This is a genomic window from Tepidamorphus gemmatus, from assembly GCF_004346195.1.
In the GTDB taxonomy this organism is placed as follows: Bacteria; Pseudomonadota; Alphaproteobacteria; order Rhizobiales; family Tepidamorphaceae; genus Tepidamorphus; species Tepidamorphus gemmatus.
The window spans coordinates 192,690-213,323 of record NZ_SMAK01000004.1; the positions used below are offsets into that span (position 1 = coordinate 192,690).

General features: G+C 66.3%; 18 protein-coding genes and 1 riboswitch. Of the genes, 6 read left to right on the top strand and 12 right to left on the bottom strand.

Going from position 1 to position 20,634, the window contains the following annotated elements; translation table 11 throughout:
* The first annotated feature begins 24 nt into the window (after positions 1–24).
* Positions 25–774 (top strand): SDR family oxidoreductase, encoded by a 750-nt coding sequence (locus tag EDC22_RS08375; RefSeq protein ID WP_132806186.1) that lies wholly within the window; start codon positions 25–27, stop codon positions 772–774.
* Positions 775–940: 166 nt separating this feature from the next.
* Here EDC22_RS08375 and EDC22_RS08380 read toward each other — a convergent pair whose 3' ends face one another.
* The 8 genes from EDC22_RS08380 to EDC22_RS08415 form a co-directional block, all read right to left on the bottom strand.
* Positions 941–1,126: a hypothetical protein gene (locus tag EDC22_RS08380; RefSeq protein ID WP_132806187.1), complete on the bottom strand. Its 186-nt coding sequence runs from the start codon at positions 1,124–1,126 to the stop codon at positions 941–943.
* A 117-nt stretch (positions 1,127–1,243) separates the two neighbouring features.
* Positions 1,244–2,143, bottom strand: coding sequence for an NAD(P)-dependent oxidoreductase (locus EDC22_RS08385; RefSeq protein WP_132806188.1), 900 nt, complete (start codon positions 2,141–2,143; stop codon positions 1,244–1,246).
* A 30-nt stretch (positions 2,144–2,173) separates the two neighbouring features.
* Positions 2,174–3,073, bottom strand: coding sequence for an NAD(P)-dependent oxidoreductase (locus EDC22_RS08390; RefSeq protein WP_132806189.1), 900 nt, complete (start codon positions 3,071–3,073; stop codon positions 2,174–2,176).
* Between the two features lie 7 nt (positions 3,074–3,080).
* A complete protein-coding gene (locus tag EDC22_RS08395; RefSeq protein ID WP_245499698.1) occupies positions 3,081–3,926 on the bottom strand; it encodes a carbohydrate ABC transporter permease in 846 nt (281 codons plus the stop codon).
* A gap of 88 nt (positions 3,927–4,014) precedes the next feature.
* Positions 4,015–4,965 carry a carbohydrate ABC transporter permease gene (locus EDC22_RS08400; protein ID WP_132806191.1) on the bottom strand — a complete coding sequence of 317 codons (951 nt, stop codon included), beginning with the start codon at positions 4,963–4,965 and terminating at the stop codon, positions 4,015–4,017.
* 62 nt (positions 4,966–5,027) lie between these two features.
* On the bottom strand, positions 5,028–6,353 hold the full coding sequence (locus tag EDC22_RS08405) for an ABC transporter substrate-binding protein (protein WP_132806192.1): 1,326 nt from the start codon (positions 6,351–6,353) through the stop codon (positions 5,028–5,030).
* A 58-nt stretch (positions 6,354–6,411) separates the two neighbouring features.
* A complete protein-coding gene (locus EDC22_RS08410) occupies positions 6,412–7,488 on the bottom strand; it encodes an ABC transporter ATP-binding protein (RefSeq protein ID WP_132806193.1) in 1,077 nt (358 codons plus the stop codon).
* Between the two features lie 392 nt (positions 7,489–7,880).
* Entirely contained in the window at positions 7,881–9,668 is a 1,788-nt protein-coding gene (locus tag EDC22_RS08415) for an IlvD/Edd family dehydratase (protein ID WP_245499684.1), read from the bottom strand.
* Between the two features lie 424 nt (positions 9,669–10,092).
* Here EDC22_RS08415 and EDC22_RS08420 point away from each other — a divergent pair, with 424 nt between their 5' ends.
* The gene (locus tag EDC22_RS08420; RefSeq protein ID WP_132806195.1) at positions 10,093–10,737 is read left to right on the top strand and encodes a hypothetical protein; all 645 of its coding nucleotides are present in this window, start codon (positions 10,093–10,095) and stop codon (positions 10,735–10,737) included.
* A gap of 99 nt (positions 10,738–10,836) precedes the next feature.
* Here the strand turns inward: EDC22_RS08420 and EDC22_RS08425 are convergent, their stop codons facing one another.
* The 4 genes from EDC22_RS08425 to EDC22_RS08440 all read right to left on the bottom strand — a co-directional run bounded on the left by EDC22_RS08425 (position 10,837) and on the right by EDC22_RS08440 (position 15,463).
* Positions 10,837–12,264: a homospermidine synthase gene (locus EDC22_RS08425; protein WP_132806196.1), complete on the bottom strand. Its 1,428-nt coding sequence runs from the start codon at positions 12,262–12,264 to the stop codon at positions 10,837–10,839.
* Between the two features lie 178 nt (positions 12,265–12,442).
* On the bottom strand, positions 12,443–13,003 hold the full coding sequence (locus EDC22_RS08430) for a GNAT family N-acetyltransferase (RefSeq protein ID WP_132806197.1): 561 nt from the start codon (positions 13,001–13,003) through the stop codon (positions 12,443–12,445).
* Between the two features lie 10 nt (positions 13,004–13,013).
* Complete coding sequence (locus tag EDC22_RS08435) at positions 13,014–14,147, bottom strand: type III PLP-dependent enzyme (RefSeq protein WP_132806198.1); 1,134 nt, start codon at positions 14,145–14,147, stop codon at positions 13,014–13,016.
* 380 nt (positions 14,148–14,527) lie between these two features.
* The gene (locus EDC22_RS08440; protein WP_132806199.1) at positions 14,528–15,463 is read right to left on the bottom strand and encodes a DMT family transporter; all 936 of its coding nucleotides are present in this window, start codon (positions 15,461–15,463) and stop codon (positions 14,528–14,530) included.
* Positions 15,464–15,645: 182 nt separating this feature from the next.
* On the opposite strand from EDC22_RS08440, the gene EDC22_RS08445 reads away from it, so the two are divergent.
* The 4 genes from EDC22_RS08445 (at position 15,646) to EDC22_RS08460 (ending at position 20,527) form a co-directional block, all read left to right on the top strand.
* Positions 15,646–16,938: an adenylosuccinate synthase gene (locus EDC22_RS08445; RefSeq protein WP_132806200.1), complete on the top strand. Its 1,293-nt coding sequence runs from the start codon at positions 15,646–15,648 to the stop codon at positions 16,936–16,938.
* A gap of 39 nt (positions 16,939–16,977) precedes the next feature.
* Entirely contained in the window at positions 16,978–18,399 is a 1,422-nt protein-coding gene (locus tag EDC22_RS08450) for a hypothetical protein (RefSeq protein WP_132806201.1), read from the top strand.
* 62 nt (positions 18,400–18,461) lie between these two features.
* Positions 18,462–18,578, top strand: a riboswitch (TPP riboswitch).
* Positions 18,579–18,696: 118 nt separating this feature from the next.
* Complete coding sequence (locus EDC22_RS08455; RefSeq protein WP_245499685.1) at positions 18,697–19,485, top strand: ABC transporter permease; 789 nt, start codon at positions 18,697–18,699, stop codon at positions 19,483–19,485.
* A 58-nt stretch (positions 19,486–19,543) separates the two neighbouring features.
* Positions 19,544–20,527, top strand: a complete 984-nt coding sequence (locus EDC22_RS08460; protein ID WP_132806202.1) for an ABC transporter substrate-binding protein — start codon at positions 19,544–19,546, stop codon at positions 20,525–20,527.
* Positions 20,528–20,634: the final 107 nt, after the last annotated feature.

Here is a 20,634-nt window from a genome sequence, read left to right on the forward strand (position 1 = left end):
CCCGCCAATCACCCGAGGAGACACATGCCTATCCAGTACGACCTGAACGGACAGACCGCGATCGTCACCGGTGGCGCGCAAGGCATCGGACGCGCCGTGGCGGAGCGCTTCGTCGCCTCGGGCGCACATGTCGTCATCCTGGATCGCGATGCCGAACGCGCCGGCAGCACCGCCGCAGAAATCGGGCCGGCCGCGCGGGCGCTGGCGGTCGACATCACCGACCTCGCCTCGGTCGAGGCTGCGCGCGACGATGTGCTGGCCCGTGAGGGACGCATCGACATCCTGGTGAACAATGCCGGCATCGCCGGGATGAACGCCGTCACCTGGAACTATCCGGTGGACGAATGGAACCGCATCATGGCGATCAATCTCGGCGGGACCTTCCATTGCTGCCGGGCCGTGGTACCGGCGATGATCGCCGCGGGTTATGGCCGGATCGTCAACATCGCCTCGATCGCCGGCAAGGAGGGTAATCCGAACGCCTCGGCCTACTCGGCGTCGAAAGCCGGTGTGATCGCGCTGACCAAGTCCCTCGCCAAGGAACTCGCGGGCTATGATATCTCGGTGAACTGCCTGACGCCGGCGGCGGCCCGCACCGCAATCTTCGACCAGATGTCGGAAGAACATATCGGCTACATGCTCGCCAAGATCCCCCGCGGACGCTTCGTCACGGTCGAGGAGGTGGCCGCACTGGTCGCCTTCGCCGCCTCGCCCGAATGCTCCTTCACCACGGGAGCCGTTCTCGACATCTCCGGAGGCCGGGCAACCTACTGAAAGCCTGCGCAAACCGAAGCAGTCAGAGGCGGCGACGTCGACGCCTGACCGCGGCAGCCCCGGCGCCTTGCGCCAAGCCGCACCGTCCGTGCCAGCACCGCGATTGGCGCGGACGCGATGGCTGTCCCGACCACCCGGCAGCGGGACAGCCGCGTTCCGGGGCCGATCAGTACGGCGCGCGAGGCGGATCGCCGGGGCTGCCGAGCGTCGGAAGATCGCCCATCGCCGGCGGCAGTCCCGCGCCCCACTCGGGATTCGTGGGCGCCGGGCCGCGCGTTCCGATGTCGCCGCATGCGGCCATCATGAACGCGGCCAGGGCAACTGCCAGCACCCCCGGAGTTCGACCGTTCATCAGCAAGGCTCCCTCAGCGAATCCGCTTGCGAGTCTAGCAGACCGGCCTCACCTGCGAGTGAAGAATGTGTTTCCTGCGGTGATCGGCGCCGCGGCCGGATCCGGAGTCCGGCGCGTCTACTTCTCGATCTTCACGCCATTCGCCTCGGCGACGATGTCGGCGAGCAACGGCACGTAATCCTGACCGCGCCCGATCCCCTCGGCAAACGCGAACATGTTCTTCACGGCCGCGCCGATATGATTGGCTATTCCGGATTCGTTGGCCATCGTCGCCAGGTAGCGCATGTCCTTGTGGGCGTTTGTGAGCGTGAACTTGTGCGCCTCGGGATTGCCCTCGAGCGCATAGCCCATGAATGTCTGATAGAATCCGCAATCCATCCGGCTGCCACGGATGACGCTGTCGAAGGTGGCGACGCTGATACCGTTCTTGCGGGCCACGGCGAGCGCCTCGGCATAGATGGCAGCGTAGCCGAGTGACAGGAAATTGTTGAGAAGCTTCATCTTGTGGCCGAAGCCGACGGGCCCGAGATGCACCACCCTCGCCGCCCAGGCACGGATGGCCGGCTCGATGCGCGCGAACACCTCCGGATCGGCCCCGACCATGGCCGACAGTTCGCCTGCGGCGGCCTGGACCGGCGTGCCGCCGAGCGGCGCATCCGCCATCGCTGCTCCCTTCGCCTTCAGTTCCTCCGCCAGCGCGATGGTCGAGTCCGGGATCGCGGTGGAGGTATCGACGACCACCAATTTGTCGTGGGCGCCCTCGAGGATGCCGTCAGGGCCGCGCACCAGGGCCTCGACCTGGGGGGTGCCGGTGACACAGATGAACAGGATGTCGGAGTTCTGCGCCACCTCGCGCGGGGTCCTGGCCTCGCGCGCACCGCGGGCGAGGAGATCGTCGACCGGCTTGCGGTTGCGGTGCCCCATGATCGTCAGCGGCCAACCCTTGTCGATCAGATTGGCTGCCATGCCGTGCCCCATCAGGCCGACGCCGATGAAACCCACCCGTTCCTTGCTCATGTCTGCCTCCGGTGATCGGCAACTTCTGGTTCAGTCATCGCTGAAGCGCGGCACCGAAATGCCGCTCAGCGCCTCATAGGCCTTCAGCACCTGCGAGTCATCCTCAGCGCCATGACCGAGGCCCGAGGCGCCGAGGAACATCTGATGCGCCGCCGCCGCCATCGGCAGCGCCGTCCTCAGCATGTGGCCAGCCTCGAGCACGATCCCGAGATCCTTGACGAAGATGTCGACCGCGCTGGTCACCGGCGGGTCGGACTGCAACATGCGTGGGCCGCGGTTGCCGAGCATCCAGCTCGCGGCCGCCCCCGCCATAAGCACCTCCTGAGCGAGCCGCGGGTCAAGTCCGGCGCGGGCAGCGAGCGACATCGCCTCCGCAGCCACGGCGATGTGGGCGCCGCACATGAGCTGGTTCACGGTCTTCATCATCGAGCCGAGACCAGGCTCCGAGCCCATGCGCCAGACCGCCTTGCCGAGGATTTCGAGCACCGGCCGGGCCTTGTCGAAGGCGGCATCGGAGCCGGCCGCCATGATCGACAGCGTTCCCTGTTCCGCTCCCACCACGCCCCCTGATACCGGCGCGTCGAGGAAGAGAAGGCCGAGGGCTTCGAGGCGGGCGGCCAGCGCCCTGGCGCGGTCTGCAGGCTGGGTGCACGAGGCGACCACGACGGCACCGGATGGCAGCGCACCGGCGGCCCCGCCCTCTCCGAACAGCACGGAATCCGCCTGATCGGCATTGACGACCATGAGGATCAGGACATCTGCGTCGCGGGCCGCGTCGGCCGGCGCGGCTGCGGCGCGGCCGCCGGCTGCCGCAAGCGCCGCCTGCGCCTCCGGGCGAATGTCACACCCGGCGACATCATGGCCCGCCGCAACGAGATTGCGCGCCATGGGCAGCCCCATGGCGCCGAGGCCGACAAATCCGATCCGCATCGCGCGTCTATTCCTTCACCGCCCCGGTCATCGCGGAGACGTAGTAGTTGACGAAGAACATGTAGACGATCGCTACCGGCACCGAGCCGAGCAGAGCGCCGGCCATCAGCGAACCCCACCGATAGATGTCGCCGTCGACGAACTCGGAAACGATGGCGACCGGTACCGTCTTGTTCTGCGGCGTGGAGATGAAGGTGAGCGCGTAGATGAATTCGTTCCAGCACAGCGTGAAGGCGAAGATACCCGCCGAGATCAGGCCCGGCACGGCAAGCGGCAGGATGATCTTCGTCAGGATCTGCCACCGGCTCGCCCCGTCGATCAGCGCGCATTCCTCGAGCTCGAACGGGATGGACTTGAAGTAGCCCATCAGCAACCAGGTGGAGAAAGGAATCAGGATCGTCGGATAGGTCAACATCAGCGCTACCGGCGTATCCCAGAGCCCGTAGTTCACGACGATGATCGACAGCGGAATGAACAGGATCGAGGGCGGCACCAGATAGGCGAGGAAGATCGCGCCGCCGATCCACTGCGCGCCGCGATAGCGCAGGCGGACGATGGCATAGGCGGCCAGCACGCTGGCGACGATCGACAGGAAGGTGGCTACGATGGCGACCAGCATCGTGTTCCACATCCAGTGCAGATAGGGCGTGTCGAAGAGCAGCGCCTTGATGTGGTCGAGTGTCGGCTCCGAGACCCAGTACGGATTGACGACGTCGAGGTTCACCAGCTGCTGGTTCGGTTTGATCGCGGTGATCGCCATCCAGTAGAAGGGAAACAGCAGCACGATGACGATGATCGACAGCGGGATGTAGACCGTGACCACCTTGCGCGGGGTCGACATCAGGTAGTCCATCCCCGACTGGAACTGCTCCTCCGCCTTGCGCTCGCGTCGCCGCGCGCGCCACCGGGCGATGGCGCCATTGCCGTTGGCCGTCGCCGTCTCAGTCATCGGCCTCTCCCTGCTGCCACTTGCGCCGCTGCAACCCGAACCACGACACCATGATGGCCGCCAGCAGGAACGGGATCATCGCAGTGGCGATCGCCGCTCCCTCACCGAGATAGCCGCCGAGGATCGCGCGCTGGTAGCTGAGCGTCGCCATCAGATGGGTCGCATTGACCGGACCGCCGCGGGTGATCGCCCAGATCAGCTGGAAATCGGTGAAGGTGAACAGCACCGAGAACGTCATCACCACGGCGATGATCGGCGTGAGCAGCGGATAGGTGATGTGGCGGAACATCTGCCAGCGCGAGGCACCGTCGATGGTCGCGGCCTCATAGAGCGAGGGCGGCACGGTCTGCAATCCCGCCAGCAGCGTGATGGCGACGAACGGCACGCCACGCCAGATGTTGGCGAAGATCACCGACCAGCGGGCGTTCCATGGATCGCCGAGGAAGTCGATGTTGCTGGAGATCAGGCCGAGCTGGCGCAGTGTCCATGAAATGATCGAGAACTGCGGGTCGTAGATCCACCAGAACGCGATTGCCGACAAGACCGTCGGAACGATGAACGGCAACAGCACGATCGCCCTCAGGAATGCCTTGAAGGGCAAATGATGGTTGAGCAGGATCGCCAGATAGAGCCCGATCGCGAACTTGAAGACGCTGGCGACGCCCGTGTAGAGCAGCGTATTGAACACCGACAGCCAGAACACCGGGTCGTCGGATAGCCATTCGAAATTCTCGAGGCCGACGAACTGGCCCGGCCGGCCGATGCGCGCGTCGGTCAGCGACAGCCAGATGCCAAGCCCCAACGGATAGGCGAGAAACAGAAGCAGGAAAGCCGCGGCCGGAATCATGAACCAGAAGCCCAGCCAGTTGCGGTTCGTCTTCAGGCGCGTCCAGGCCGAAGGTTCGCCCGGTATGGGACGTGTGCCCATTGCGGCGTCGGTCATCTGTTCTCCTCACGCGCGACGTTATGGCACCGGGCGCAGCCGCGCCCGGTGCCCGAATGGCCTCAGCGATAGATGCGCTTCGCCTGACGTTCGGCCTGCTTGATCGCACCGTCGAGCGATTCGCGGCCCGTCGCATAGTTGGCGAACATGTCGAGCACGATGAACTCGGCCAGCGCCGAGGCCGCCTTCTCGCCCACAGACCCCCTGTAGCCGGCGGTCAGCGTCCGCTTCGCGGCGTCACGGAACACGGTACGCTTGGGATCCGACGTCCAGACGGGATTGTTCTCATAGGCGTTGAGCGGTTGCGTGAGATAGCCCACAGCGCCCTGGAGCCACGGGTCATACTGTTCGGGCGACATCATGAACTCGATGAATGCCTTACAGGCGTTGGGATACTTCGTGTACTGGAAGATCATCATCGGATAGGCGATGTGGAACTCGGTCGGCTTGCCGGCAGGCCCGATCGGCCACAGCGCGTGGTTGATGTCCTCCGCCATCTCCTTCATGCCGGCCGTTCCCTTCGCCGCTTCCGCGTTGGCGGCCGCGTAGATCGAGATGCCGTTGTTGGTGAGGTAGACCTCGCTTGCCAGGAACGCCTTGTTGTTGAAGGCGTCGTTCCACGATGCCGTGCCCTCGACGGAAGCCTCGTAGATCTGCTTGACATACTCGCAGGCCGCCCGCGTCTCCGGCGAGTTGATGATGACGTTGTCGTTCTCGTCGACCAGCGATCCGCCGAAGGCCCAGAGCGCCCAGTGCGTCCACGCATTGCCGTCGCCCGAAGCATGACCGAGGGCGAAGCCGCCGGGGGTCCCCTGCGCCTTGAGCGCCTTCATCAGCTCAAGGAAGCCGTCGGTATCCTCCGGCACGCTCTGGAAGCCCGCCTTCTGCACCGCAGACTGGCGATAATTGATGTAGTTGCCGTTGTAGGCGATTGGGATGGCGATCCACTTGTCGCCGGACTTGCCATAGGTCACGGCCGAATCGACCCAGCCGCCATACTTGGCGCCGAGGCTCTCGGCGATGTCGGTCAGATCGACAAGCTTGTCCGGGAAAAGATGCGGCAGCGAGTAGAGGCCCCAGACCATGTCCGGCCCCTGACCGACATTCGCCGCCACCGAGGCCTTCGGCTGCACGTCGTCGAGCGACTCGCTCTGCACGCTCACCTTGACACCGGTCGCCTTCATGAAGTTGTCGACCAGCGCCATGAAGGCGTCTTCCTCGGCCTGGATGAAACGCTTCCAGCGCAGCAGCGTGATCTCGGCACCGTCTTCCGGCTTGGTCATCGCCTGTGCGCTGGCGCGGTGTGCCCCGAGGAAGGGCGAGGCCAGCGAGAGCGCGCCGAGCCCGGCGCCGGTCAGCAGCAGTCTGCGTCGCGTCAAGTCGAACATTGCTTTCCTCCCGTTTCGGTCTGTGCGGACCGTGCCAAACAACACGTCGCGTGCAGCATCAGGCGGACAGGCGCCTGCCATTGCCGGCGTCGAACAGATGGATGCAGGACAGATCCGGCATCAGCCGGATCGTCTGGCCGGGCCGAAGGGCGTGCCGCTCCTTGAACGAGGCGAGCAGTTCCTGGCCTGCCACACGGGTCACGACCAGCGTCTCCGCGCCGGTCGGCTCGACGACCACCACCTCGGCCTCCAGCCCGTCGCCGTCTCCGGCAAGACGCAGATGCTCCGGCCTTGTTCCGTAGGTCACCGCGGTCCCCTCGCCGACGGTGACCGACGGCGGCAACGGCAGCGCGATGCCGCCGGCGAGGCGGACGACTGGCCTGCCGCCTTCGCTCTCGACCCTGCCGTTGACGAAGTTCATCGCCGGCGAGCCGATGAACCCGGCGACGAACGTGTTCACCGGATTGTCATAAAGCTCGAGCGGCGCGCCGATCTGCTCGACGATGCCGTCGCGCATCACGACGATATGGTCCGCCATCGTCATTGCCTCGATCTGGTCGTGGGTGACGTAAATCGAGGTCGATTTCAGCCGCTGATGCAGTTCCTTGATCTCGGTGCGCATCGCTACGCGCAGCTTCGCGTCGAGATTGGATAGCGGCTCGTCGAACAGGAAAACCTGCGGGTCGCGCACGATCGCCCGGCCCATCGCGACGCGCTGGCGCTGGCCGCCGGAGAGCTGCCGGGGATAGCGATCGAGGTATTCGGTCAGATTGAGGATCTTGGCGGCTTCCTCGACCTTGCGGCGGATCGTCGCCTGATCCACCTTCGCGAGGCGCAGCGAGAACGACATGTTCTCGAACACCTTCATGTGCGGGTAGAGCGCGTAGTTCTGGAACACCATGGCGATGTCACGCTGCTTGGGCGGGACATTGTTCACCACGCGTCCGTTGATGGTGATCTCGCCCGAGGTGATCTCCTCGAGGCCGGCGATCATCCGCAGCAACGTCGACTTGCCGCAGCCGGAAGGTCCGACCAGCACGACGAACTCGCCATCCGCGATGTCGATCGAAACGCCGTGGATAACCTCGGTCGTACCGAACCGCTTGCGAACGTCGCGGATGCCGACTGGCGCCATGCGTCGTCTCCTCCCCTGAGCGGATCTGCCGTCCGCCTCCTGTCCGCGGCATCGTCTCGGCGGATCCGTCCGCCGAGACCACACCGGTCAATGTATACACATCATCGACGACTACATACTCCCGACAAATCCGGCGAAATCAAGCGCTTTTTGTCATACAAATGGATCTGCCCGCCCGCGCCTCGGCGCGGCCGTGCCGATATCCGGCAAACAATTGAATTCACTGGAAAAATACGGCTATCACCAAGGCCGCCGCTGCGGCCGGGTGCACAGGTCAGCCCACCCGTAGGACGGTTCCGGTCGGCTGGCACCCCGCGGAGTGCGATGGGGACGGGCTCACGGCCCGTCCCCTGTCGTCGGTGCACTGGCCCGATCAGTCAGTGCCCCATCCGTCAATGATTGTCCCGCGGAACCGCGGTCTGGGCGACCCGCTGGTACTTGACTGCCGGCTTGAGCACCATGCCCTCGTCGAACTGCGAGACCATCTGGCGCTGGATCTCCTGCCAGGGAGTCTGGCTGGCGGGCACATGATAGCCGCCCTTCGCCTCGAGCGCCTTGCGCCGGGACGCCAGCTCCTCGTCGGAGATCAGGATGTTGGCGGTACGCTTGTTGAGATCGATGCGGACCCGGTCGCCGGTCCTCAGCAGCGCCAGACCGCCGCCGGCTGCAGCCTCGGGGCTGGCATTGAGGATCGACGGAGAGCCCGACGTTCCGGACTGGCGGCCGTCACCGATGCAGGGCAACGACTTCACACCGCGCTTCAGCAGCGCATCCGGCGGCTGCATGTTGACCACCTCGGCGCCGCCCGGATAGCCGATCGGGCCGGTGCCGCGGATGAACAGCAGCGTCTTGTCGTCGATGCCGAGCGACTCGTCGTTGATGCGGTGGTGGTAATCCTCCGGCCCGTCGAACACGACCACCCGCCCCTCGAAGGCATTCTCGTCGCCCGGATTGGAGAGGAACCGGGCCCGGAAGTCCTCGGAAATCACGCTGGTCTTCATGATCGCCGAGTCGAAGAGGTTGCCGCTCAGATTCAGGAAACCGGCGTTACGGACCAGCGCGGTTTCGAAATTCCGGATCACGTCGGGATCGCTCGACTCGCGGCCACGGCAGTTGTCGCCGATGCTGCGGCCATTCACGGTCAGGGCATTCTCGCGGATGAGACCGTGACGCATCAGCTCGGCGACGACGGCCGGCACGCCGCCGGCACGGTGAAATTCTTCGCCAAGATACTTGCCGGCCGGCTGCAGGTTGACGAGCAGCGGCACGTGGTAGCCGATCCGCTCCCAATCGTCGTTGTTGAGCTCGACGCCGATGTGGCGCGCGATGGCGTTGATGTGGATCGGCGCGTTGGTCGAGCCGCCGATCGCCGAATTGACGACGATCGCATTCTCGAAAGCCTCGCGCGTCAGGATATCGGAGGGCTTCAGATCCTCCCATACCATGTCGACGATCCGCAGACCGGTCTCGTAGGCCATCTGCGCGCGCTCGCGGTATGGGCCGGGGATCGCGGCGCAGCCCGGCAGGCTCATGCCCAGCGCTTCGGCCAGCGAATTCATCGTCGTCGCCGTGCCCATGGTGTTGCAGTGGCCGACCGACGGTGCCGACGAGGCAACGATGTCCATGAACTCCGCATAGTCGATCTTGCCGGCGGCATGGTCGGCGCGGGCGTTCCAAACGACCGTTCCGGAGCCGGTGCGCTCGCCCTTCCACCACCCGTTCAGCATCGGGCCGCCCGACAGTACGATCGCCGGAATGTTGACGGTCGCCGCTGCCATCAGACACGCCGGCGTCGTCTTGTCGCAGCCGGTGGTGAGCACCACGCCGTCGATCGGATAGCCGAACAGCACCTCGACGAGGCCGAGATAGGCGAGATTGCGGTCGAGCGCCGCGGTCGGCCTCTTGCCGGTCTCCTGGATCGGATGGACGGGAAACTCGAATGCGATGCCGCCCGCGGCGCGGATGCCCTCGCGGACGCGTGCCGCCAGCTCCAGATGGTGGCGGTTGCAGGGCGACAGATCGCTGCCGGTCTGGGCGATACCGATGATCGGCTTGCCGGACTGCAACTCCTCGCGGGTCAGTCCGTAATTGAGGTAGCGCTCCAGATAGAGCGCCGTCATGCCCGGATTGTCCGGATTGTCGAACCAGAGTTGACTGCGCAGCCTGCGTTTCCCGGACACGTGCCCGCTCCTCCCGAAAGTCTGTCTCGAAGCCTTCATACTCCAACGCCCCCGCCGCCGGTAGGCGTCGCGCCGGTGCCAGAACCGGCGGGTTGACCTGTGTATACGCTGCAGCTGGGATGTCCAGCGCTATGCAGGGCAATGCGCGCGCCGGGAAATGGCACTCGATGAATCGGTTGGCGGGCGCTGTGAACGGAACGATTCCGGTTCCTGCGCAGCCTGTTGAAGCCGTTAAAGTGGCGATTCAGCGGGTTGATGCGGCGATTCAGACGCGCGGGATTCTGCGAATCGGATGAATCGCTTGCCGTCGTCTCCTCGATCTGCGTTTGATCTGGCGGCAACGGCAAGGCTGTTCCTCGGCCCCCCTTGACCGCACGGGCCGCCGGCGCAACCGTCACGTCTATCCCCTGTGCACGGAGACACCATGCGCCGCTCGCCCCGCTTCCTGGTCTGGCTCGCCTGTGTGTCGGCATGCCTGGCGACGGCGCCGGCTTCGGCCCGTCCGGTCGGCTGCCCGGCCGCAAGCAGCGCCCATGCCGGCTTCATCATCACGCTGAGCAACAAGGAGGCGTTTCAGGTCGACAGGATTGTCGGCGACATCACCTACATGCGCCACCTGGACAACCGGCTGAACACGATCTCCACCGAGGAGCTCTATCGAGGTCTGTTCACATTGGTGTCGGACGGTCCGCGGGGGCGTACCGTCTTCACCTACGACGTCGATCCATCAGCGCTGTTTCCACTGCAAGGGGGCGGCAGATTTGCGGTGGGCGGCAGGATGATCGACTCGCAGGGCCGCTCCAGCCGGGTCGAGCGCACGATCGAGATCGTCGACGGCGGCACACGCCAGATGGAACAGGCCCACAATGTCTACGGGCTGTGCTTCTACAACGTGAAGCGAATCCTCGCCGCCACCGTCTGGCCATCGCTCGGGCTGGAATTCCGACAGGAGAAACTGTGGTCGGAGAGCTTGCGGACGGTGCTCTATCTGCGCACCGAGGTCTATCAGAACGGCGTGCTGACCAGGGTCTCCGAGTACGACGGCAAGTACATCGATTTCCTGGACTGAGGGGGCCCTGGGAGCCCACCGCATCCGGCGGGAAGGCCGGCAAGGCGTCGCCCGGCCGGCCTGCACGCCAGCCGCACGGCGCCCACGCAAGCCCGATGGCTATCGGACGATGACGTTGCGGAACTGCCAGGGATCCTCGGGATCGATGTCCTCCGGGAACAGCACGCCACGGTCGACCAGCGGGTTCCAGTCGGTGTAGAAGCCGCCGACCGGGCCGAGATAGGGTAGCTGTACCTCGAGGCAGCGGCGGAAATCCATCTCGTCGGCCTCGGTCACGCCGTTCTGCGGGTTCTCCAGCGCCCAGACAATGCCAGCCAGCACGGCCGAGGTCACCTGCAGGCCCGTCGCGTTCTGATAGGGCGCAAGCTTGCGGGTCTCCTCGATGGAGAGCTGCGAGCCATACCAGTAGGCATTCTTCGCATGGCCGTAGAGCAGCACGCCCAGTTCGTCGATTCCGTCGACGATATCCTTCTCGTCGAGGATGACATGCTCCTTCTGCGCCTGCCACTGCCGGCCGGCCATCTCGTGAAGCGACAGTACCGCATCGTTGCAGGGGTGATAGGCATAATGGCAGGTCGGCCGGTAGACCACCTTTCCGCCCTCCAGCAGAGTGAAGTAGTCGGCGATCGAGATGGCCTCGTTGTGGGTGACGAGGAAGCCGTGCTGCGCCTTCGCGGTTGGCGTCCAGGTGCGCACGCGCGTGCCGGCGCCGGGACGCAGCAGGTAGATCGCCGCATCGCAGCCGAAGTCATGCCGGCGCCCGTCGAACGGCAGCTCCTTCTCGTGCGTGCCCCAGCCGAGTTCGGCGGGCTGCAGGCCCTCCGAGATGAAGCCCTCGACCGACCAGGTGTTGACGAACACCTCGCGCGGCTTCGGCGTGCGGGCGCGCTGGGTGTCGCGTTCGGCGATGTGGATGCCCTTGACGCCGAGCCCCTGTGCCAGGCGCGCCCAGCCCTCACGGGTGGACGGGGGTTCCGTGCCTGCGCCGAGCTCGCCGGCGAGATTGATCAGCGCCTGCTTGACGAACCACGACACCATGCCCGGATTCGCGCCGCAGCAGGAGATCGCCGTGGCGCCGGTGCGCCGGCGCTTCAGCTCGAGAACCGACTCGCGCAGGGCATAATTGGAACGCTGGGAGACCGTCAGGCTCGAATCCGTGTAGTAGCCGAGCCAGGGTTCCACCACCGTGTCGATGTAGAGACAGCCGAGATCGAGGCAGAGCTCCATAATCGCCACCGACGACACGTCGACGGACAGGTTGACGCAGAAGCCCTTGCGGCCGCCGGCGGTGAGCAGCGGCGTCAGGACGTCCCGGTAGTTGTCACGGGTGATCGCTTCCTGGAGGAAGCGCACGCCATTCTCCTCGGCGATGTGCCGGTGCGCGTCGCTCGGATCAATGATGACGAAATCGGTCTTGTCGAAGGCGATGTGGCGCAGGATCAGCGGCAAGGTTCCGGTGCCGATCGAGCCGAACCCGATCATCACGATCGGGCCGTCGAAGGTGGCATGGATCTTCCAGTCGGCCATCGTGGGACTTTCTCCTCTGGTCTGGTCGGCTGAGGTCCGGCAGCGTGCGGCGTTGTCACCGTCCGCGTCCCTCATCCACCGCTGCGCGGCAACCCCTCCCGTCAAGCCGAGATGGTAGCCTGCAGGCAACCGCAGCATGCTGGGCGCCGGCCCGTCGCAGGACGGGCCGGCGGATCGGTCAGAACCTGTAGCCGGGGACGGCCACGCGGTCCATATCGACAAGGGCGGCCCCCGGAACTGCCGTCTGCGGCGCACCGGTTCCGCGCACCAGGCCGTTCGCGCCTGAGAGCGCTCCCGGCTCAAGCTCCAGGCCTAGAAAGCGCTGCGGATCGACCGGTCCGGGCAAAGCCAGTCCGGCCACCACGTCGCGGCCGAAGCCGAAGCGGCCGTAATAGGGAGCATCCCCGACGAGGATGACGGCCTTGTGGCCGGCCATTTCGGCGCGCTTCAGCGCCGTCCTCACAAGACGGCCACCGATACCCTGGCCCTGCCAGTCGCAGCGCACGGCGACGGGGCCGAGCAGCAGCGCCGGCACGCCGCCGGCGTCCACCTCCCACAGCCTGACCGTGCCGATCAGACCGGCGGACGACACGGCCACCAGCGCCAGCCCGTCGGCCGGCTTCCGCCCCTCGCGCAGCCGCTCGGCCGTCTTCATGCGGCGGCGCGGCCCGAAGGCCTCGTCCAGCAGCGACTCGATACCCGGCGCATCGACCGGGGATTCGGAGAGGATCGCAATCATAGATGCCTCCTCAGATCACGTAAGCCGCAAGCGGGGCGAAGCCGTTGAAGCCGACCGACGCGTAGGTCGTCGTGTAGGCTCCTGCTGCTTCGATCAGGATCTCGTCGCCGATCTCCAGACTGACGGGCAGTTCGTAGGGCTCGCGCTCGTAGAGCACATCGGCAGAATCGCAGGTCGGACCGGCCAGAACGCACGGCGCCACGCGGTCTCCGTCGCGCGGCGTGCGGATCGGATAGCGGATCGCCTCGTCCATGGTCTCGGCGAGACCGCCGAACTTGCCGATGTCGAGATAGACCCAGCGCACCGGATCGTCGGCCGACTTGCGCGAGATCAGCACCACCTCGGCCTTGATCGCGCCAGCACCGCCGACCATGCCGCGGCCCGGCTCGATGATCGTCTCGGGGATGCGATTGCCGAAGTGGCGGCGCAAGGCCCCGAAGATCGCCTCGCCGTAGGCGCCGACCTCCGGCACGTCGTTCAGGTAGCGGGTCGGGAAACCGCCTCCGAGATTGACCATGCGCAGCTGGATGCCCCGCTCGGCAAGCGCGCGGAACACCCCGGCCGCCATTGCCAATGCCCGGTCCCAGGCCTCGGTGTCACGCTGCTGGGAGCCGACGTGGAACGACACGCCCCAAGCGGCGAGCCCAAGACGATGGGCGCGCTCCAGCACCTCAATCGCCATCTCCGGGGAGCACCCGAACTTGCGGCTGAGCGGCCACTCGGCGCCGACGCCGTCGGTCAGGATGCGGCAGAACACCCGGGTGCCGGGAGCGGCGCGGGCAACCTTCTCGACTTCCTCGATGCAGTCGACAGCGAACAGGTCGACACCGAGCGCATGAGCGCGGGCGATGTCGCGCTCCTTCTTGATGGTATTGCCGAAGGAAATGCGGTCGGCAGTTCCGCCGGCGGCGATGACCTGCTCGATCTCCGTCACCGAGGCGGTGTCGAAGGACGAGCCGAGCGAGGCCAGCAGCCGCAGGATCTCCGGCGCCGGGTTGGCCTTGACGGCATAGTAGATGCGCGTGTCCGGCAGCGCGCGCGCGAACGCAAGATAGTTCTCGCGGACAACGTCCAGGTCGACGACAAGGCACGGCCCCTCGGGGCGTCGCTCGGCGATGAAGGCGCGGATTCGGTCGGTGGCCATCTGGCTTCTCCCGGTCCCAAAGGTTGAACCTCGCGGTGCCGATGCGTCGGATCTCCGCGCTGTGGAGACGCGAAGGCCGTCAGCGTCGACGCCGACCCGATGCTCCGGATGCGCGAACGCAGCCTTCAGGCTGTTTCCACGTCCGGAACCTGGTTGCCTTTGATTGGATCGGGAGCCCCGGTCCGCACGTCGGGCAAGGATGGTGTGCCTCTTCAGTAACCCCGGCCTTTGGAGGAGCCGGCAGAGACCAAAAAAGCCCGCACCGTCGTTGCTTTAAGCCGCCACCCTGTTAAGTCCGGGGTTGCCCGGCGACCACAGGCACGTGCGAATGTTGGGCGAAACGTGAGTTAGGCGCTTCGCGCTTCACAATCAAGCGGTTTTCACGCCGCCGCGGAATTTTTCCGCGGTCCGTTGGCGGTGGTCGCCAGTGCGACGCCCGACAGGATCGCCGCCATGCCGATCCCGTGGAACCACTGGAAGCGCTCGCCGAGCAACCCGACGGCCATCAGCGCACCGAACAGCGGCATGAGATGGAAGAACGGCCCCGCCCGGTTTGCGCCGATCAATTCGACACCGCGGTTGAAGAAGGCGTAGGCGACGAGCGAGGGAAAGATTGCCACATAGAGGCAGGCGGCGACCGTCAGCCAGTCGAGCTTCAGCAAGTAGCCGGTTGACATCTCCCATACGAGGAACGGCACCAGCATCGCGTCGCCGATCAGGAACGTCGCGGCCAGAAAGCTGATCCAGTGGATCGGCGGCCGCCGCCTCAGCAGCGCCGAATACACCGCATAGAGGACGACCGCGACGAGGATCAGGATGTCTCCGGCATTGAAGCGAATTGCCGCCAGCCGCTCGATGTCGCCCTGCGAGACGATCGCGACGACACCGCACAGCGAAATCACGATGCCGGCCGCCTGGCGGGCGGACAGGCGTTCCGCGAACAGCACGAAGGTGACGAGCGCGATGACCAGCGGCTGTGCGGACTGAAGCAGGACGCCGGTGAGCGCACCGGTATACTGCAAGCCGAAATAGACGAGCGTGTTGTACGAGGCGATCCCGGTGAAGGACAGCACCAGCATGATCGGCCAATGCCGCACGATTGCGCGCCAGTCGCGCTTCAGGTGCGGCCAGGCAAAGGGCAGCAGCACCAGGAAGGCGCCGCCCCAGCGCACGCTGGCGAGGGCGATCGGCGGAACGTGGCCCGCGACCAGACGGCCGAGCACGATGTTGCCCGCCCACAGGAAGGTCGTGACGACCAGCAGGAGATATGCCTGGCCATAAAGCCAGCGGCTGGCGACGGCAATCTGTTGGAGCATCTGGCACGCGCGGGGTTGGTCCGATCTCCGCTAGCGGCTATGGATCGCGCTGTAAAGCCTGGAGACGGCTGCACGGCCTGGAGACAGAGGTCGCGCTGTGTCGTGCATGCCGCTATAGTCGCGCGCTTTTTTCGGGACGCCGGCCGTTGCCGGCATAGGGACCCCACTGGGGACAGGGACACATGGCAAACGTGGTCGTCGTCGGCTCGCAGTGGGGCGACGAAGGGAAGGGAAAGGTCGTTGACTGGCTGTCGGAACGTGCCGATGTCGTGGTCAGGTTTCAGGGCGGGCACAATGCCGGGCACACGCTGGTCGTGGACGGCAAGACCTACAAGCTCAGTCTGCTGCCGTCTGGTATCGTGCGGCCGGGAAAACTGTCGGTGATCGGCAACGGTGTCGTCATCGACCCCTGGGCGCTGTCGGACGAGATCGCCAGGCTGACCGCGGCCGGCGTCACGATCTCGGCGGAAAATCTGCGTATCGCCGACAACGCCACCCTGATCCTGCCGCTGCATCGCGAGCTCGACGCATTCCGCGAGGAAGCCGCGGGCGCGGCACAGATCGGAACGACCAAGCGCGGCATAGGCCCGGCCTACGAGGACAAGGTCGGCCGTCGTGCAATACGGGTCTGTGATCTGGCCGAGCCGAAATCCCTTGCCGCAAAGATCGAACGGCTGCTCGTCCATCACAATGCGCTCAGGCGCGGCCTTGACCGGCCGGAGATCGACGGCGACGAGCTCGAGCGTCAGCTCGTCGGGATCGCCCCGTCGATCCTGCCCTATGCGTGCTCGGTGTGGAGCCTGCTCGACCAGCAGAAGCGGCGCGGCAAGCGCATCCTCTTCGAAGGCGCGCAAGGCACGCTGCTGGACGTCGATCACGGCACCTACCCTTACGTTACCTCGTCCAACACCGTTGCCGCGCAGGCAGCCACCGGGTCCGGTACGGGACCGGGTGCGCTGGGTTACGTGCTCGGCATCACCAAGGCGTACACGACAAGGGTGGGCGGCGGGCCGTTTCCCACGGAGCAGGTGAACGAGATCGGCAACACCCTCGGCGAACGCGGCCGCGAGTTCGGCACGGTCACCGGGCGCAAGCGCCGTTGCGGCTGGTTCGACGCAGTGCTGGTCCGCCAGGCCATCCGCACCGGCGGCATCCACGGCATCGCGCTGACCAAGCTCGACGTATTGGACGGCTTCGGGGAATTGCGCATCTGTGTCGAGTATCGCCTCGGCAACGCGAGACTCGACCATCTGCCCGCCTCGCGCGATGCGCAGGCCGCGGTGACGCCGGTCTACGAAACCTTCGAGGGATGGTCGCAGAGCACCGAGGGCGCCCGTTCGTGGGCCGACCTGCCGGCGCAGGCGGTGAAGTATGTCCGCAGGATCGAGGAACTGATCGGCGCGCCGGTGGCGTTGTTGTCGACGAGCCCGCGCCGCGAGGACACGATCCTTGTTCACGACCCTTTTCAGGACTAAGAGCCTGTAGGTGGGCTTCAGGAGGCTCGTAGCCGGATCATGGCAGATTTCGTCAGTGTTCTCCGCCGCGCGGTGGAGAACCTCAAGGACAACAACGAGGCAGCGCGTCATGCTCTTTACGGCAAGGCGCGAACCGCGCTGCTCGGCCAGCTGAAGGCGCTCGATCCCCCGCTCGGCGAGGAGGAACTGCAGCGCCAGACGGCAGCGCTGGATGCGGCGATCGCCGAGGTCGAGGCCGAGTTCGCGCAGGCCGCGGCGGGCCTGGACACGGACCTGGAGGCCGGGTATCCGGCGAACGAACCGGTCGCGCCGCCATCGATGCCGCAGAATCAGGTACCGCCGCCGCAGCCGGCCAAGCAGCGTCCGGTGCAGGAGCCGCGTCGCCCCAGCGAGGATTTGCGGTCGGCGGTCGCGGCGGCCGAGCGTCTGGGGCAGGCATCCGCGGATGCTGCCAGGCAGGCGCGCACGGCCCTGGACCAAGCCGCGCCAACCGGCGATGCGCTGGGCGCGTCCAGCGTCGACAACGGTTATCGCACGCAAGAACCGGCCGCGCCGCGCCGCCCGGATCAACGCCCGCGCGAGACCGGTGAGCGCCGTACCGCCGCGATCTATGACGACGGCGATTCGGGTGGCGGTGCGGGACGCTACATTGCCTGGATCGTGCTGGCCCTGGTGATCGTCGGCATCGCCGGCGTCATCTACTGGCAGCGTGACACGCTGGCGTCGATGGTGGCGACGCTGACCGGCGGGTCTCAGAGCGACGAGGAGCAGAAGATCGTCGATCGCGTGCCCGGCAACGAAGCGCCGGCATCCGCGCAGCCGCAACCGCCTGCCGTTCAACCACCGGCGACGACCCAGCCGCAGATCCCGCCGGCCGCCGAGAGCGAGGGCGAGCGGGTCGCCCAGGCGCTGCTGATCGAGGAAGGGTCCGGCACGGGCGCCCCGATCACTGCGGGCGGCCTGGTAGACTGGAGACTGGCGGACGATACCGACGCGACGGGCGCGGTGTCGAAGGTCATCGAGGGCCAGGTACGCATCCCCGACAAGGATCTGCAACTGACCCTGACGATTCGCCGCAACCTAGACCAGGCGCTTCCGGCGAGCCATCTGGTCGAGCTCGTCTTCACGCGGGGGCCGAACTTTCGCGATGGCGGCATCGCCTCCGTGCCGGGCTTGCTGATGAAGGCCACACCACGCTCCTCCGGTCAACCGCTGGTCGGCGCCGTGGTCCCGGTGATGGAAGGATACTTCCTCGTCGGCCTGTCGGAATCCGAGCTCGACCGCGAACGCAACATCGCCGAGATGCGCACGCGCGGTTTCATCGACATTCCGATCAACTATTCCAACGGCGGCCGCGCGGTGCTGTCGCTGGCCAAGGGCGAGACGGGAACGAAGGTGTTCCAGGACGCCTTCGCGGCCTGGGGCGAATCACCGCCGGCGGCACCTCTGCCGTCGGAATGAATCGGGCGGCCGGCAGCCCGCGACGGACGCTTGCATTATCGTGCGGCGTCCGCCATCCTCGGCCTCGTTCCGAGGGGTGCTCTGCAGGGAGCTGAGATGGCGCGACCGGCCAGGTCGGGCCGAACCCTTCGAACCTGATCCGGGTCATGCCGGCGAAGGGACTGGAACCGAGCTTCCCCCGAGCCAAACGTCTCCCGGATCTCCTGAACGCGCCGCGACGGAGATCCATCATGCTTGCCTGCTGTCTCGCCCGACCATCGCATACAGTCCCGGCCCGAAGACAGGATTGAGGCCCCGGTGCCCGACGCCCCATCAGCCAGGGCCGGTTGGCGCGTCGCCCATAGGCTGCTGCGTTCCGGTCTCGTCTGCGCCGTGATCCTCGCGGCCTGGCAGGGTGCGGTGGTCGTACTGGACCTGCCTCCGTTCATCCTGCCCAGCCCCAGGCGGGTCGCTGCTGCATTCCTCGCCCACAGCGATTTTCTGATGCGCAACGCGGCGATCACGGCGCTGGAGATCGTGCTCGGCCTGATGACCGGCACCGGGCTCGGTGTCGTCACCGCCCTCGCCGCTTCCGGCATCCCTGCGGCCGGGCGCGTCGTCCTGCCCGTGATGGTGGCAAGCCAGGCGCTGCCCGTCTTCGCGATCGCACCGCTGCTCGTCATCTGGCTCGGCTACGGAATCGCCTCGAAGGTGGTCATGGCGACGCTGATCATCTACTTCCCGATCGCCTCGGCCTTCCTCGACGGGCTGCGTCGCACCGATCCCGGGCTTCTCGACCTCGCCGTCATCTCGGATGCGGGGCGGCTGCGCACGCTTGCGCTGATCCGCATTCCGGCCGCGCTTCCAGGGCTCGCCTCGGGCCTGAGGGTCGCCGCCGCCGTCGCGCCGATCGGCGCCGTGGTCGGCGAATGGGTCGGTGCCTCGGCCGGACTCGGCTTCGTCATGCTGCAGTCGAATGCCCGCATGCAAACCGACATGGTCTTCGCCGCGCTTCTGATGCTTGGCGCCACGGCAGTGCTGATCCGAACCGCGGTCGAGGCCGCGACCCGCCGCCTCGTCCACTGGATCGACGAGACATCGCCGTGAGGCTGCATTGCCTTGTGGCTCTGTGCGCCGACCGTTCAACGAAACCGGGAGATTCTCCATGGCAACACACACACCCAGCCGCCCCACTGCATGGCCGGCACGTCTTGTGGCCGGTCTGTTCCTCGGCCTTGGCGCGAGCTTCGCCGGCGGTGGCCAGGCCGGAGCGGCGGACCGGCTGACCGTCCTCCTCGACTGGTTCGTCAATCCCGACCATGCTCCGCTGATCATTGCCGAGGCGAAGGGGTTTTTCGCCGACCGCGGCCTCGCCGTCGAGCTGGTGCCACCCGCCGATCCGAGTGCTCCGCCCCGGCTCGTCGCTGCCGGCCAGGCGGACGTCGCCATCTCCTATCAGCCCAATCTCCACCTGCAGGTGCATGAAGGGCTGCCGCTGGTGCGATTCGGCACGCTCGTGGAGACTCCGCTGAATACGCTGGTGGTGCTCGAGGACGGGCCGATAGGGGACCTTGCCGATCTCAAGGGTCGGACCATCGGCTTTTCGGTGGGCGGCTTCGAGGACGCGCTGCTCGGCCAGATGCTGGAGAGCGCGGGCCTGGAGCTCGCCGACGTTAAGCTGGTGAACGTCAATTTCTCGCTGTCGCCGTCGCTGTTCTCGGGCCAGGTCGACGCGGTTATCGGCGCCTTCCGCAATTTCGAGTTGAACCAGATGGACATCGAGGGGCGCCCCGGCCGGGCTTTCTTTCCGGAGGAGCACGGGGTTCCGGTCTATGACGAGTTGATCTTCGAGGCCCACCGCGACACCATCGGCGACGATCGCCTTGTCCGATTTCTCGAGGCCGTGGAAGCAGCGACGATCTGGCTGACCAACCATCCGCAGGAGGGGTGGGAGCTGTTCGTGGCCCGGCATCCGGAACTCGACGATGACCTGAACCGACGCGCCTGGTTCGACACCCTCCCCCGCTTCGCCAAGCGCCCCGCCGCGCTCGACCGCAGGCGCTACGAACGCTTCGCCCAGTTCATGAAGTCGCGCGGCCTGATCGACGAGATCGTCCCGACGGAGACCTATGCGGTGGAGCTGCGATAGCAGTTGCGGCGACCGGGTGCGGTGTGCGGCTCACCGGAGACGCCGGCCGGAGCGTTGGAGTCAAGCTGGAAGCGGAAGGTCGGCGCGGCCTGCCCGGTCGCGCCGAG